Raw genomic sequence first — 13,683 nt, 5'->3', positions numbered from 1 at the left:
GCGGCCCGTATTAACCGACCATACGGTTGGTGTTTCTGGCCGTTGCGACAGGAGGCTTTTGATGGACGCATTCATTTGTGACGCGACACGTACCCCGATTGGCCGGTATGGTGGCGCGTTGTCTTCGGTCAGAACAGATGACCTTGCGGCGGTGCCGATCGCCGCGCTGATGGCCCGGAATCCGCAGGCGGACTGGGCCAGTGTGGATGACGTTATCTTTGGCGATGCCAATCAGGCCGGTGAAAGCAACAGGAACGTGGCGCGTATGGCGGCGCTGCTGGCCGGTTTGCCGGTTGATGTTCCGGGAACCACCGTGAACCGGCTTTGCGCCAGCGGGATGGATGCGGTGGGCATGGCCGCGCGTGGGATTCGGGCGGGCGACTTTGATCTGGCAATTGCGGGCGGCGTGGAAAGTATGAGCCGCGCGCCCTTTGTCATGCCCAAGGCCACCAGTGCCTTTAGCCGCGCTAATGCGGTTTATGACACAACGATTGGCTGGCGGTTCATAAACCCGAAGATGAAAGACATGTACGGCGTGGACAGCATGCCGCAAACGGCTGACAACGTGGCCGAAGACTATGGCGTAAGCCGTCAGGATCAGGACGACTTCGCGGCCCGCAGTCAGGCTCGCTGGCAAGCAGCGCATGAGGCGGGGATTTTCCGGGATGAGATCACCCCGGTCTCGGTCCCGCAGCGCAAGGGCGATCCGGTTGTCGTGGATACGGATGAACATCCCCGTCCCGGAACTGATGCCGTGAAGCTGGCCGGATTGAAAGGTGTGAATGGCCCCGGCAAAACCGTGACTGCGGGTAATGCCTCGGGTGTGAACGATGGCGCAGCGGCGCTGCTTCTGGCCAGCGAGGCGGCCGCGCACAAGAATAACCTGACACCGATGGCGCGCGTGGTGGGAATGTCCGCTACTGGTGTCGAGCCGCGCGTCATGGGCATCGGCCCGGTATCGGCTAGCCGCAAGGTGCTGGCCCGCGCCGGTCTGAGTATCGATCAGATGGATGTGATAGAATTGAACGAGGCGTTTGCGGCTCAGGGCCTTGCCACGCTGCGCGAGCTTGGTGTTGCCGATGATGCACCGCACGTGAATGCCAATGGCGGTGCCATTGCAATGGGTCATCCGCTGGGCATGTCGGGGGCCCGCATCGTGCTGACCGCGGCTTATCAACTGCAACGCTCGGGCGGGCGCTTTGCGCTTTGCACCATGTGCGTCGGCGTGGGTCAGGGCGTCGCCCTGATCCTTGAACGCGTCTAAGGGAGGAGACCCCAGATGTATGCTCAACTTGTGAAAACGGCCGGAACCGGCGTCAAATCCAAAGACGAGATGACGGATCAGGAGCGTGAGTTCCAGGACAAGATCGACCGCGATATCAAGATCGAACCAAGGGATTGGATGCCGGATGATTACCGCGCGACCCTGATTCGCCAGATCGGACAGCATGCGCATTCAGAAATCGTCGGCCAGCTTCCCGAAGGCAACTGGATCACCCGTGCGCCCACATTGGAACGCAAGGCGATCCTGCTGGCCAAGGTGCAGGATGAGGCCGGGCACGGTCTGTATCTTTACTGTGCGGCGGAAACGCTTGGGGTCAGCCGCGACGAGATCACCGAAATGTTGCTGGACGGGCGCATGAAGTATTCGTCGATCTTCAACTATCCGACCCTGAACTGGGCGGATATCGGTGCCGTCGGCTGGCTGGTGGATGGTGCGGCGATCATGAATCAGGTGCCGTTGCAGCGCACATCGTACGGGCCGTACTCGCGCGCGATGATTCGCATTTGCAAAGAAGAGAGCTTTCATCAACGGCAGGGTTATGACGCCATCCGCAAGATGGCTGAAGGTACGCCCGAGCAGAAGAAAATGGCGCAGGACGCGCTGAACCGGCTGTGGTTCCCGTCTTTGATGATGTTCGGCCCCTCTGACAAGGACTCAGTGCACTCGGCGCAGTCGATGGCGTGGAAAATCAAAATCAACACCAATGACGAGCTGCGCCAGAAGTTCGTGGACCAGACGGTTCCGCAGATCGAATTCCTTGGCCTCGATTTGCCAGATCCCGGCATCAAATGGAACGAGGATCGCGGCCACTACGACTACACCGACCCGGACTGGTCCGAGTTCTTCAACGTCATCAAGGGCAATGGTCCGTGCAACGTGGACAGGCTGGCTGCGCGCAACAAGGCGTGGGACGACGGCGCGTGGGTGCGCGACGGCTTGCTGGAACATGCCCGCAAGAAAGCCGCCCGCAAGCACGCGGCAGAGTAATCAGGAGGTTCCGCTATGAAAAATGAATGGCCCCTTTGGGAAATCTTCATCCGCGGCCAGCATGGGCTGAGCCACCGGCATGTTGGTTCGCTACATGCACCAGATGCAGAAATGGCGATCAAGAACGCGCGCGATGTCTATACGCGCCGCAACGAAGGCGTGTCGATCTGGGTGGTTGAAGCCCGGCACATCGCGGCCACCGCACCCGGCGAGAAGGGCCCCCTGTTCGAGCCGTCCGAGAGCAAGGTCTACCGCCACCCGACGTTTTACGACATCCCGGACGAAGTGGGGCATATGTGATGGCAGAAGTCGACAAACAGGCCCTGCTGCAATTTCTGCTGCGGATGGGCGACAACACTTTGGTCCTCGGGCACAGGGTGTCCGAATGGTGCGGTCACGCGCCCGTGCTGGAAGAGGACATCGCGCTTGCCAATACGGCGCTGGACCTGATCGGTCAGACGCAGCTCTGGCTGGGTTATGCGGCCGAAGTTGAGGGCGAAGGCAAGTCGGCGGACGATCTGGCCTTTCTTCGCGACGTCTGGGATTTTCGCAACGTTCTGCTGGTCGAGATGCCCAATGGCGATTTCGGTCAGACCCTGATGCGTCAGTTTCTGTTCGATGCGTGGCATTCCATCATGCTGGGCCGGCTGATCAGATCGTCGGATCGGACTGTGGCTGAGATCGCTGAAAAGGCCAGCAAAGAAGTGGCGTATCACCTGGAAAGATCTGCCGACACGGTTGTCGGTCTGGGAGACGGAACCGAGGAAAGCCATAACCGGATGCAGGCCGCCCTGAACTACCTTTGGCCCTATGTCGGAGAGATGTTTGAAGGCGACGCGGTCGATGAGGCCATGGTTACGGCCGGTATCTCGAGCGACCCCGGCCAGTTGCGTGAAGAATACGATACGCTGGTGGGCCGGGTCCTTTCCGAGGCGACGCTGATCATTCCCGAAAGCCGCTTTGCCCATAAGGGTGGTCGCACCGGCCAGATGCATACCGAACATCTGGGCCATCTGCTGTGCACGATGCAGTGGCTGCCGCGTGCCTATCCCGGTTGCCGGTGGTGACAGTGATGGCGCGGCCCTCCGTCGGTGAAATCTGGCAGTGGCTGGACCATGTGCCCGATCCGGAAATCCCCGTGATCTCTCTGGTGGATCTGGGGATCATCCGCGACGTCGCGTGGGAAGATGATCTTTTGGTTGTCACCGTCACACCAACCTATTCGGGTTGCCCGGCGACCAGCGTCATCAATCTGGATATCCAGACGGCGCTGCGCGAAAAGGGGATCGACAGGCTTGAACTGCGCCGTCAGCTTTCACCTGCATGGACCACCGACTGGCTGTCGGACAAGGGGCGCGTGCGTCTGGAAGAGTTCGGCATCGCACCGCCGCAACCGGCAGGCGGACCCGAACGCTGTCCGCGTTGTGGTGGCAACCATCTCGAAAAACTCAGCCAGTTCGGCTCGACCCCCTGCAAGGCGCAGTGGCGGTGTTGCGACTGCCTGGAACCGTTCGACTATTTCAAGTGCATCTGAGGGAGGAACCCATGGCGCGCTTTCATGATCTTGAAGTCACAGACATCCGCAAAACGATCCGCGATGCAGTGGTCGTGACGCTGAAGCCCGAGAATGGTGCGGCTGCCGAGTTCGACTTTACGCAAGGCCAGTACCTGACATTTCGCCGCGACTTTGACGGTGAGGAACTGCGCCGATCCTATTCGATCTGTGCGGGCAAGGATGACGGTGTCCTGCAGGTCGGCATCAAGCGGGTCGATGGCGGCGCGTTTTCGACTTGGGCCAACGAAGACCTGAAGGTGGGGGATACCATTCAGGTGATGCCTCCGATGGGTGGGTTCTTTACCGAACTGGATGCCGGAAACGAGAAGCAGTATCTGGGTTTCGCGGGCGGGTCCGGCATTACCCCGGTGCTGTCGATCCTGAATACCACCCTGTCACGTGAACCCAATTCCAGTTTCACGCTTGTTTACGCCAACAAGAGCGTGAACTCGATCATGTTCCGCGAGGAGCTTGAGGACCTGAAGAACAGCTTTATGGGACGTTTCAACGTCATCCATGTGCTCGAAACGGATGCCCAGGAAATCGATCTGTTCACCGGAATGGTGACGGAAGAGAAATGCGCGCAACTATTCAAAACCGGTTGGATCGACATCGAAAATGTCGATACCGCATTCATTTGCGGCCCCGAGCCGATGATGTTGGGCATAGCCCGTGCATTGCGTGATCATGGACTGGATGACGGTCAGATCAAATTCGAACTTTTCGCCAGCGCCCAGCCCGGTCGGTTGAAGCGCAAGGCCAAGGCCAAGGATGCCGCCAGCAGCGCCAATACGGCAAAGGCCTCCATCACGCTGGACGGCGCAACCCAGACCATCGATATGCCCAAGGACACGACGCTGCTGGACGCGGCTTTGCAGAACGCGATGGATGCGCCCTATGCTTGCAAGGCCGGGGTCTGTTCGACCTGCCGCTGCAAAGTGATTGAGGGCGAGGTGGAGATGGTGACCAACCATGCGCTGGAGGATTATGAGGTCGAGAAGGGCTATGTTCTGTCCTGTCAGTCCTTTCCACTGACCGACACTGTCGTCGTCGATTATGATCAATAAAGAAGGGGACCTGTCATGCCGGATGATATGAGCATTGAAAGCTACCTTGCGCAGGGTGGGGTGCTGACAAACCCTTCGAACGTGCCTTCGCGGTATCGCGCCGAACTGATGAAGCTGATGGCGACCTTTGTGGACAGCGAGCTGGCCGGTGCCGCCGGGTTTGCCGACGTCATTAACACCGGCCCGGGCATCAAGGAACGTATTGCCGCCGCCAAGATCGTGTTGGAGAAAACCGATAACGCCGATCGTGTCCTGACCATCATGGGTGAGTTCGGTGTCAATACGAAACGCTACGCGACGCACCACCCCTGGGCTGCGCGGCTGGACCGTTCAGCCGATATTGGCGCGACCCGCAACGAACATGATATGCGACTTGCCGTCTTCAATTATCCGCTTGAAGGGTGGACGGACGCAGTGGTCATGAACCTGATCATGGGGTGCGCTGTCGGCGTGCAACTGGCCGAATTCAGCAGTGTCTCATATCAACCTCTGGCCGAAGCCTTTCGTGCAATCGCACCGGTTGAGGCGCGCCACGCCGAGTTGGCCGAGGAAGGTGTGGCCAGACTGGCAGAGGATGGTGATACGGCCGCGATTCAGGCGTCGGTCAACTATTGGTGGCCACGCGTCGCCGTTTCCTTCGGGGGGGATGACCCGGCGCGGCTGAAAGATCTTCAGGCGCTGGGGCTGCGCCGCACCGGGAATGCCGAACTGCGCGATCGCTGGATTGTCGCGGCCTCGGCTATTCTTGAGAAATACGGGCTGGAAGTTCCGCGATAGCTAAGAACAAAGGCCGTCTGTTATTCAAAAAACAGACGGCCTTTTTGCCACGTTATTTGTTCAGTTCTTTGGCATGCAGCCAGTCTGCGTGTTTCGGGGCCTTCTTGGTCTTTGACCATTCATCTAGCATCAGCCATTTGACCTCATCCATGCGCTTGAGCATCGCCTCTTCCTCGGGATCGGGGCAGGCCAGTTCGACCCGGTGCCCGTTGGGGTCGAAGAAGTAGATCGAGTGAAAGATGGAGTGGTCGGTGACGCCCAGAACCTCGACACCGTTGGCTTCCAGATGGTCTTTGAACTGCAGCAGCGTCTCGCGGTCTTTCACCTTGAAGGCGATGTGTTGTACCCAGATCGGCGTGTTGGGATCGCGACCCATCTCGGGCTTGGTCGGCAGCTCGAAAAAGGCCAGAACGTTGCCGTCACCCGCATCCAGAAACAGATGCATGTAGGGATCAGGCTCGTGGGTCGATGGTACGTGATCCTCGGCAATGGCCAGGATGAAATCCATGTTCAGCATCTTGCCGTACCATTCGACGGTTTCCTTGGCGTCCTTACAGCGATAGGCGACGTGGTGGATTTTCTCGATTTTCACGTGTTGTCCTCCTGTTGAAGCGACGCGGCGCGCAGGGCTTGTCGCAGCACGTCGTTATCCCCGATATGGTTGGCCAGAACCAGCACCAGGCGCGTGTTCAGCGCGTCCCCCTGTGCCTTGTCCAGCCCTTCATGTGCATCCAGCAGATCGGCGTAGAACCCATCGGTATTGTCGAAATTTGGTGTGAGGATCAGATCGGCCATGGCGATTACTCCTTACCTGTGGCGCGGCGGACCGCATGCCGGAATGCGTTTTCTTCGTAGGTGTCGCGTCGCGCCGCCACATGCTGATCCGGTCGGATCAGATAGACCCCCTGCGGCGCATCACCCAGATAGCGGCGTTTCAGGGCCATTGTCCGGTCGTCCTTGATCGACAGGGCCAGGCGCGAAACCGTGATGCCGTCCACCTCGATCTCATCCGGGGCATCGGCATCAATGGTCATCAGGGTGAACTTCCCGGCCAGTTTCGGCAGCAGGAAGCCGTCCCCCAATGGCGCATCTGGGCAGGGCGAGCCCGGACGGGTCGAAGCCGGCCCGTTCAGCGCATCCGCCGAATTCAGGGGCGAGCCATCGTAGGTGCAGGGAACGCTCAACCGACCGGAGTTCACCATCGGACGGGCGAATTCATAATGTTCGCTCAGATCCAGCACCGCGTCGCGCATGATGCGGGACATCTGGGATTTCGGTGTGATGAAGTCCGTGGACCTGGTCGAGTTCAGGATATTCTCATCCGCCCCGTGGATACGTTCGATATCATAGCTGTCCAGAAGCGTTTCCGGGGCCAGACCGTCGATCACCAGCTTCAGTTTCCAGCACAGGTTGTCCGTGTCCTGCAGGCCCGAGTTGGCACCGCGCGCGCCAAACGGGCTGACCTGATGCGCGCTGTCGCCGGCAAAGATCACCCGGTCATGGCGGAACTGTTCCATCCTGCGGCACTGGAAGGTGTAGATGCTGACCCACTCCAACTCGAACTCGACATCATCGCCCAACATAGCCTTGAGACGCGGGATAACGTTTTCGGGGCGCTTCTCGCGCTCTTTGTCGATGTCCCAGCCCAGTTGCAGGTCGATGCGCCAGACGCCGTCCGGTTGTTTGTGCAGCAACGCGGATTGCCCCTTGTTGAAGGGCGGATCGAACCAGAACCAGCGCTCGGACGGGAAGTCGGCCTCCATGATTACGTCGGCAATCAGGAAGTTGTCCTCGAACACACGGCCAACAAAGTCCTTGCCCAACATGGCCCGCATTGGCGATCCGGCCCCGTCGCAGGCGATCACCCAATCCGCTTCGATGGTGTACGAGCCTTCGGGCGTTTCCACCTCGAGCCTGACGTGATCGGGATGGGTGCCGACCGCCTCGACCTTGTTGCGGCCCCGGATCTGGATCGGTGCGCCCTGCGCCTGCATTTCGCGAACCCGCTCGACCAGAAACTGCTCGAAGTAATATTGCTGAAGATTGATGAAAGCCGGGCGCTGATGCCCGTCCTCGGGCAGCAGATCGAAGTTGTAGACCTGCCGGTCATCGAAGAACACCTTGCCCTTGTTCCAGACGACGCCCTTGTCGACCATCGCCTGACCGCATCCCAGCCGGTCGAGGATTTCCAGCGGACGCTTGGCGAAACAGATGGCCCGGCTGCCAAAGCTGACCTTGTCATTGTCATCCAGCACCACAACCTCGACCCCTTGCTGTGCAAGATCGATGGCAGCGGCCAACCCGACCGGGCCCGCGCCGACAACAATGACCTTGTGACGCACCGGTGTCGGCGCGGTCTGATCCGGGCTGGGCTCGTATGCATAAAGAGGGTCTTCGAAAATCTTGTTCACAGGCTCTCTCCCCAGGTGTTGCGCAACAGGGCGCAGAAATTCGAACCCTGGCGCGCAGGCGCCAGAGCGTCAGGTCAATAGTTTCACCGTCTGATTCGGGTCGCCACGATCTGAATCAAACCGGCCCCAATTCGTCAGCCTTGCAGGGCTTCCCACATTTCAAGATCGCGCTGGGCGGTCCAGATGCGGGGATGGGCGATACCGCGGGCTTCGTCATAGGCGCGGGCGACGTTGAAGGGCAGGCAGTGTTCATAGATCGCGTAATCGGCAAATTTCGGGTCGCATTCGGCGCGCACGGCATCCCATGCCTCTTTCAGCGATCCGCCGCGGGCAGCAATCCTGCGAACAGGCCGGTAGGTGCTGTCTACAAAGTCGCGGGTGTTTTCGATGGCCTTTTCCACCATCTCCTTTCCAACCAGCGCATCGCCGCGCCCCGGTGCGATGGCGTCCACGTCATAGGCCTTGATGTTGTCCAGGGTCTGACCCCAGTCGGCGAAATGCCCGTCGCCGCAATAGCAGGCCGAGTGATATTCGACGATATCGCCGGTAAACATCACGTTCTGATCCGGCACGTGAATGATGGCGTCGCCTGCCGTGTGGGCGCGACCGATCTGTTTGATGTCGACGCGGCGTTTGCCAAGGAACACGGTCATGCTGTCCGAGAAGGTCGTTGTCGGGAAGGTCAGGCCCGGAATGCTCTCATGTCCTTCGAACAGGCGCGGAAAGCGTTGAAATTCACTGTCCCAATCTTCCTGCCCGCGTTCCAGAACCATGTTGTAGGCTGCGTTCGACATGATCACCTGCCCGGCGTCAAAGGCGCTGGCACCCAGAACGCGCACGGCGTGATAATGCGTCAGCACCACGTGGCTGATCGGCTTGTCAGTAATGGATCGGACACATTCGATCACCTTGTTTGCCAGACGCGGTGTGGCCTGTGCCTCGACGATCATCACGCTGTCATCGCCGACGATGACGCCGGAATTCGGGTCCCCTTCGGCGGTAAAAGCGTACAGTCCGTCGCCGATTTCATCGAAGGTGATTTTCTTTTCGCTCAGATCGCCCTGCGAGGCGAATGCCTTGGCCATTTCCTGTTCCTTTGACGTTCTGTCATCCGCACAGCAATAACCGCAGCGCGGCGGGTAGGTCCCATAAGTTTCGATCCGGGCGGTCAGCCTGTGCTGCCTTCGCCCTGACATGCGAATACGCCAACGACGGGTTCTGCCGCCTTGATCTGAGACAGACCGACACGTCCGCTGACGTCTATTTGCTTCTTCTTGCGCTGCGCGTCAATTCAAATATTGAGCCGATGGATCAAATATTGCTTTGACCTTCTGCTCTGTCAAGCTATCCATGCATGGGGTAAGGATCATCAGGTCTGGTTTGCGAGGTGACATGGCGGAAGGCCCATCAACAGTACATAAGGCGCTGTCCCTGCTGGAGTTTTTTGATGAAAGACGCCACCGTATCGGCCTGAGTGAGCTTTCGAAATTGTCCGGTTACAACAAGGCGACGACGATGCGGTTTTTAGCCGCGCTGGAATCCAAGGGCTTTGTCGAACAGGACGAGGAAACACGTTTGTTCAATCTGGGCCCCGCGTTTCTGCGGTTTTCCCAATTGCGCGAGGCCAGTTTTCCGCTTGTCGATGCGGTAAAGATCGTGTTGCGGGATCTGAATGCGATCACGGGCGAAACGGCGCATGCGTCGCGCATCGCGGGCCAAACGCTGGCCAATATTGCCACGATCGAAAGCAAAAGCATGAACCGGGTTATCATAGGATCAGGCGAGTCGCTGCCGTTGCACGCGACGGCCTCGGGGCTGGCCTATCTGGCTTTCGCGGCCCCTGCCTTTGTCGAGCCGTTTATTGAAGGGGGCGCCTTGCAGTCGCATACGACGCAAACCCAAACCGATGCGGCTGTAATCCGGCAGCAACTGGATCAGATCCGTCAGACAGGCCTTTCGATTTCAAGCGGCACGTTTGAGGAAGGTGTGATCGGGATAGCGGCCCCGTATTTTGGCCCCAGCAACAAGGTGTGCGGGGCCGTGGCCGTGGCTCTGCCCGCCGTTCGGGCGACCGAGGCGCATCAGAGCATCATCGAGGAAAATGTCAGGAAGGCCGCCAAGCGCCTGACATTGTTGCGCGGCGGCCGGTATCCCGAGGCGATAGACAACGGAGCGGTATCCGACAACGGGTAGGCGGGCGCGTGGTCCGAAGGCTTGGCGAGGACACAAAAAATGCACCTCCTTTGATGGGAGGCGCATTATCAAAAGACTATATCGAAAAAGAGGTGACGTTCAGCCGTTCGCGGCGATCAGTTCGGACTGTGCGACGATGACCTCGGCCTGTTTGATTGAGGCGATGTCGACCAGGCGGCCCTTGTAGACCGTTGCACCTTCGCCATTGGCTTTGGCCTGTTCCATCGCCTCCAGAATCTCACGAGCTTCGGACACTGCTTCGTCTGACGGGGTGAACACCTGGTTGGCCAGAGCGATCTGCTTGGGGTGGATTGCCCATTTGCCGACCATGCCCAATGTGGCCGAACGTTTCGCCTGCGCTATATAGCCTTCGTCATCTGAGAAATCGCCGAACGGCCCGTCCACCGGCAGAATCCCATGGGTCCGGCAGGCGGCGACGATGGCGGCTTGTGCCCAGTGCCACGGGTCGGACCAGTGCTTTTCGCCCTCGCGCAGCATGTAGTAGTTTTCCTGCGTTCCGCCGATGCCGGTTGTCTGCATGCCCATCGAGGCTGCAAAATCAGCGGCACCAAGACTCATCGCCTGCAAACGAGGAGAGGACGCGGCAATGGCCTCGACATGCGCGATACCGGCAGCGGATTCGATGATGACTTCGAAACTGATCGGCTTGGTGCGCCCTTTGGCCCGTTCGATGGCGGTGACAAGGGCATCCACGGCATAGACGTCCTCGGCGCAGCCCACTTTGGGGATCATGATCTGGTCCAGGCGGTCCCCGGCCTGTTCCAGCACGTCCACGACATCACGATACCAATAGGGTGTATCCAGCCCGTTGATCCGCACGGACATGTATTTGGAACCCCATTCGACGGTGTTCAGCGCCTCGATCACGTTGGCACGGGCTGCATCCTTGTCGGACGGGGCAACCGAGTCCTCAAGATCCAGATTGATGACATCCGCAGACGAAGCGGCCATTTTCGGGAACAGCTTGGTGTTCGATCCCGGCCCGAACAATTGGCAGCGGTTCGGGCGTGCAGGGGCGGCGGGTTGGATGCGAAAGCTCATCGGGACCTCGTGCGAGAAAGGAAATTGCGGTATACTTGCTCAATGAGGTATTAAATTGCGCGGTCAGGCGCAAGCGCCTTTGTGCAGCTGCGGCAATGCTGTTGCAGCATTCGCCGAAAATCGGTGCGTTGACGGTGACTAAAGTTTAATCAGTTTGAAAACTTGCAAGATTGTCCCGAAATTCTGCGGGTTAATGCAAGATAATCCTATTGCGTGGGGTGCGTCCGGGCGAAAATGCGAAACGCTCGTTTGCTGCGTTCTTTAGCCTGCGCCGGAATCAAAGGAGTGCATGGCGATGATCGAAACACCGTATCTGCTGTTTTTGGGCGATGCGCCCGACCAATTGGCGGCCAAAGTGGCTGTTGGCATCAAGGACTGGCGACCGGAGAATGCCGTGGGCCAGTATCGGATGGAAGGCTGCAAGGCCGATCTGGGTCTGACCGACATGTCGCTGGTCGAAGCGCGTGAGGCTGGTGCCAAGACACTTGTGATCGGGGTCGCAAACCGTGGCGGTGTGATCAGCCAGGAATGGAAAAAAGTTCTGGTCATGGCGTTGGAGGAAGGGTTTGACCTGGCTTCGGGTCTGCACAACCTGTTGCGGGATGAGCCCGATCTGGTTGCCGTGGCAGAAGCCACCGGGCGCACGCTGCATGATGTCCGGGTGCCCGAGGTGGACTACCCGATTGCCAACGGCATCAAGCGCAAGGGCAAGCGCTGCTTGGCCGTGGGGACGGATTGTTCGGTGGGCAAAATGTACACGGCGATGGCGATGGATGCTGAAATGCGCAAGCGCGGCATGAAATCCACCTTCCGCGCAACCGGTCAGACAGGGATCCTCATCACTGGTGACGGTGTGCCGCTGGACGCCGTCATTGCGGATTTCATGGCGGGCTCTGTCGAATGGCTGACACCTGACAATGACGAGGATCACTGGGACCTGATCGAAGGGCAGGGATCCTTGTTCCACGTGTCCTATTCGGGTGTGACCATGGCCTTGATCCACGGCGGCCAGCCTGACGCGCTGATCCTGAGCCATGAACCGACGCGCGAGCATATGCGCGGCTTGCCGACTTACCAGCTGCCGAGTCTGGAAGACCTGCGCGACACGGCGCTGGCACTTGCGAAAGTGGCGAACCCAGACTGTCAGGTTGTAGGCGTATCGGTCAACACTCAGCACATGTCCGAGGAAGATGCGACCGCTTATCTGGCCAGAATCGAAGCCGACATGGGCCTGCCGGCAACGGACCCGTTCCGATTTGGGTCGGGCAAGCTGGTGGACGCGCTGGCTGCGTTGTGATCTGAACGTTTCGCCGGCGGCAGCCGCTGTTCTGCCTCCGGCGGGAGTATTTGGAAAAAGATGAAGGAGCGTGTTCGTGCAGATTGAAGTTTCTCGCGATGTGTTTCGGCTGGCGCAGGTCTTCACCATCTCGCGCGGGTCGCGAACCGAGGCGAGGGTGCTGACGGTTCGGATTTCAGACGGGACGCATCAGGGGTGGGGCGAATGCGTGCCATATGCCCGGTATGGCGAAACGCTGGATTCGGTTGAGGCCGAGATCGCGGGTTTGCCTGCGAATATTTCCCGGGAGGCGCTGACTGGTTTGCTGCCCGCTGGTGCCGCGCGGAATGCGGTTGATTGCGCGCTTTGGGATCTGGAGGCAAAACGCGCGGGCAAGCGTGTGTGGGAAATGGCCGGTTTGCCGATTCCGGGACCTGAAATCACGGCATACACGCTGTCGCTGGACACGCCTGAGGCGATGCGAAAGCAGGCGGCCGAAAACGCGAACCGGCCGCTGTTGAAGATCAAGCTGGGAACTCCGGACGACATGCCGCGGCTTGAAGCCGTTCGCGCTGGCGCGCCTGACGCAAAAATCATCGTGGACGCCAACGAAGGGTGGTCTGCAGAGGTATATGCTGATCTTGCCCCGCATCTGGTGCGTCTGGGTGTGGCGCTGGTCGAACAGCCGTTGCCTGCAAGTGATGATGAGGCGCTGATCGGGATGGACCGCCCGGTGCCTGTGTGCGCGGATGAATCCTGTCATGACCGGGCCAGTCTGTCTGCGCTGAAGGGCAAATATGACGTGGTCAACATCAAGCTCGACAAAACCGGAGGTCTGACCGAGGCGCTGGCGTTGCGCGAACACGCACTGGCCGAAGGCTATCGCGTGATGGTTGGCTGCATGGTCGGCAGTTCGCTGGCGATGGCGCCTGCGACATTGCTGGCGCAGGGGGCGATGGTAACGGATCTTGACGGTCCGCTTCTGTTGGCCGAAGACCGCGACAACCCGCTGATTTTTGATGACGCCGGAGTGCACCCGCCCGTGGCGGCACTTTGGGGCTGAGGAGACA

At 59.4% G+C, this 13,683-nt stretch carries 15 protein-coding genes; 10 read left to right on the top strand and 5 right to left on the bottom strand.

Features of this window, described 5'->3' with window-relative positions:
- Positions 1–61: 61 nt before the first annotated feature.
- From pcaF to ACR0FE_RS15770, 7 genes are read left to right on the top strand one after another with little or no spacing between them, the layout of a single operon-like run.
- Positions 62–1,264: a 3-oxoadipyl-CoA thiolase gene (gene pcaF, locus ACR0FE_RS15800; RefSeq protein ID WP_480913779.1), complete on the top strand. Its 1,203-nt coding sequence runs from the start codon at positions 62–64 to the stop codon at positions 1,262–1,264.
- A 15-nt stretch (positions 1,265–1,279) separates the two neighbouring features.
- Positions 1,280–2,272 (top strand): 1,2-phenylacetyl-CoA epoxidase subunit PaaA, encoded by a 993-nt coding sequence (gene paaA, locus ACR0FE_RS15795; RefSeq protein WP_480913777.1) that lies wholly within the window; start codon positions 1,280–1,282, stop codon positions 2,270–2,272.
- Positions 2,273–2,287: 15 nt separating this feature from the next.
- Positions 2,288–2,572 (top strand): 1,2-phenylacetyl-CoA epoxidase subunit PaaB, encoded by a 285-nt coding sequence (paaB, locus tag ACR0FE_RS15790; protein ID WP_170616022.1) that lies wholly within the window; start codon positions 2,288–2,290, stop codon positions 2,570–2,572.
- Entirely contained in the window at positions 2,572–3,339 is a 768-nt protein-coding gene (gene paaC, locus ACR0FE_RS15785; protein ID WP_480913775.1) for a 1,2-phenylacetyl-CoA epoxidase subunit PaaC, read from the top strand. Before paaB ends, paaC begins: the two co-directional genes overlap by 1 nt.
- 5 nt (positions 3,340–3,344) lie before the next feature.
- A complete protein-coding gene (gene paaD, locus ACR0FE_RS15780; RefSeq protein WP_170616027.1) occupies positions 3,345–3,806 on the top strand; it encodes a 1,2-phenylacetyl-CoA epoxidase subunit PaaD in 462 nt (153 codons plus the stop codon).
- 11 nt (positions 3,807–3,817) lie between these two features.
- Complete coding sequence (locus tag ACR0FE_RS15775; RefSeq protein ID WP_480913773.1) at positions 3,818–4,894, top strand: 2Fe-2S iron-sulfur cluster-binding protein; 1,077 nt, start codon at positions 3,818–3,820, stop codon at positions 4,892–4,894.
- Between the two features lie 15 nt (positions 4,895–4,909).
- The gene (locus tag ACR0FE_RS15770; protein WP_480523619.1) at positions 4,910–5,671 is read left to right on the top strand and encodes a Phenylacetic acid catabolic protein; all 762 of its coding nucleotides are present in this window, start codon (positions 4,910–4,912) and stop codon (positions 5,669–5,671) included.
- 52 nt (positions 5,672–5,723) lie between these two features.
- Here the strand turns inward: ACR0FE_RS15770 and ACR0FE_RS15765 are convergent, their stop codons facing one another.
- From ACR0FE_RS15765 to ACR0FE_RS15750, 4 genes are all read right to left on the bottom strand, one after another.
- Entirely contained in the window at positions 5,724–6,263 is a 540-nt protein-coding gene (locus ACR0FE_RS15765) for a VOC family protein (protein WP_170616033.1), read from the bottom strand.
- A complete protein-coding gene (locus tag ACR0FE_RS15760) occupies positions 6,260–6,466 on the bottom strand; it encodes a DUF2783 domain-containing protein (RefSeq protein WP_480913770.1) in 207 nt (68 codons plus the stop codon). Before ACR0FE_RS15760 ends, ACR0FE_RS15765 begins: the two co-directional genes overlap by 4 nt.
- Before the next feature lie 5 nt (positions 6,467–6,471).
- Positions 6,472–8,082: an FAD-dependent oxidoreductase gene (locus ACR0FE_RS15755; protein WP_321248912.1), complete on the bottom strand. Its 1,611-nt coding sequence runs from the start codon at positions 8,080–8,082 to the stop codon at positions 6,472–6,474.
- Between the two features lie 134 nt (positions 8,083–8,216).
- On the bottom strand, positions 8,217–9,167 hold the full coding sequence (locus ACR0FE_RS15750; protein WP_170682123.1) for an MBL fold metallo-hydrolase: 951 nt from the start codon (positions 9,165–9,167) through the stop codon (positions 8,217–8,219).
- Positions 9,168–9,474: 307 nt separating this feature from the next.
- Between ACR0FE_RS15750 and ACR0FE_RS15745 the strand changes: the two genes are divergently transcribed.
- Complete coding sequence (locus ACR0FE_RS15745) at positions 9,475–10,275, top strand: IclR family transcriptional regulator (RefSeq protein ID WP_170616041.1); 801 nt, start codon at positions 9,475–9,477, stop codon at positions 10,273–10,275.
- Positions 10,276–10,374: 99 nt separating this feature from the next.
- On the opposite strand, the gene ACR0FE_RS15740 is transcribed toward ACR0FE_RS15745, so the two are convergent.
- Positions 10,375–11,337: an L-malyl-CoA/beta-methylmalyl-CoA lyase gene (locus ACR0FE_RS15740; RefSeq protein WP_480913768.1), complete on the bottom strand. Its 963-nt coding sequence runs from the start codon at positions 11,335–11,337 to the stop codon at positions 10,375–10,377.
- Between the two features lie 295 nt (positions 11,338–11,632).
- Here ACR0FE_RS15740 and dgcN point away from each other — a divergent pair, with 295 nt between their 5' ends.
- Both dgcN and dgcA read left to right on the top strand, forming a co-directional pair.
- A complete protein-coding gene (dgcN, locus tag ACR0FE_RS15735) occupies positions 11,633–12,634 on the top strand; it encodes an N-acetyltransferase DgcN (protein ID WP_170616045.1) in 1,002 nt (333 codons plus the stop codon).
- A 76-nt stretch (positions 12,635–12,710) separates the two neighbouring features.
- A complete protein-coding gene (gene dgcA / locus ACR0FE_RS15730) occupies positions 12,711–13,676 on the top strand; it encodes an N-acetyl-D-Glu racemase DgcA (RefSeq protein ID WP_170616047.1) in 966 nt (321 codons plus the stop codon).
- The last annotated feature ends 7 nt before the right edge of the window (positions 13,677–13,683 follow it).

Source organism: Ruegeria sp. K7 (assembly GCF_056531785.1).
The sequence above is the reverse complement of the archived record's forward strand: the minus strand, read 5'-3'. Positions and strand labels throughout refer to the sequence as shown.

Bases quoted from the DNA above. Each gene is read 5' to 3' on its own strand.
- pcaF (WP_480913779.1), top strand. From the start codon at position 62: ATGGACGCATTCATTTGTGACGCGACACGTACCCCGATTGGCCGGTAT.
- paaA (WP_480913777.1), top strand. From the start codon at position 1,280: ATGTATGCTCAACTTGTGAAAACGGCCGGAACCGGCGTCAAATCCAAA.
- paaB (WP_170616022.1), top strand. From the start codon at position 2,288: ATGAAAAATGAATGGCCCCTTTGGGAAATCTTCATCCGCGGCCAGCAT.
- paaC (WP_480913775.1), top strand. From the start codon at position 2,572: ATGGCAGAAGTCGACAAACAGGCCCTGCTGCAATTTCTGCTGCGGATG.
- paaD (WP_170616027.1), top strand. From the start codon at position 3,345: ATGGCGCGGCCCTCCGTCGGTGAAATCTGGCAGTGGCTGGACCATGTG.
- ACR0FE_RS15775 (WP_480913773.1), top strand. From the start codon at position 3,818: ATGGCGCGCTTTCATGATCTTGAAGTCACAGACATCCGCAAAACGATC.
- ACR0FE_RS15770 (WP_480523619.1), top strand. From the start codon at position 4,910: ATGCCGGATGATATGAGCATTGAAAGCTACCTTGCGCAGGGTGGGGTG.
- ACR0FE_RS15760 (WP_480913770.1), bottom strand. From the start codon at position 6,466: ATGGCCGATCTGATCCTCACACCAAATTTCGACAATACCGATGGGTTC.
- ACR0FE_RS15750 (WP_170682123.1), bottom strand. From the start codon at position 9,167: ATGGCCAAGGCATTCGCCTCGCAGGGCGATCTGAGCGAAAAGAAAATC.
- ACR0FE_RS15745 (WP_170616041.1), top strand. From the start codon at position 9,475: ATGGCGGAAGGCCCATCAACAGTACATAAGGCGCTGTCCCTGCTGGAG.
- ACR0FE_RS15740 (WP_480913768.1), bottom strand. From the start codon at position 11,337: ATGAGCTTTCGCATCCAACCCGCCGCCCCTGCACGCCCGAACCGCTGC.
- dgcN (WP_170616045.1), top strand. From the start codon at position 11,633: ATGATCGAAACACCGTATCTGCTGTTTTTGGGCGATGCGCCCGACCAA.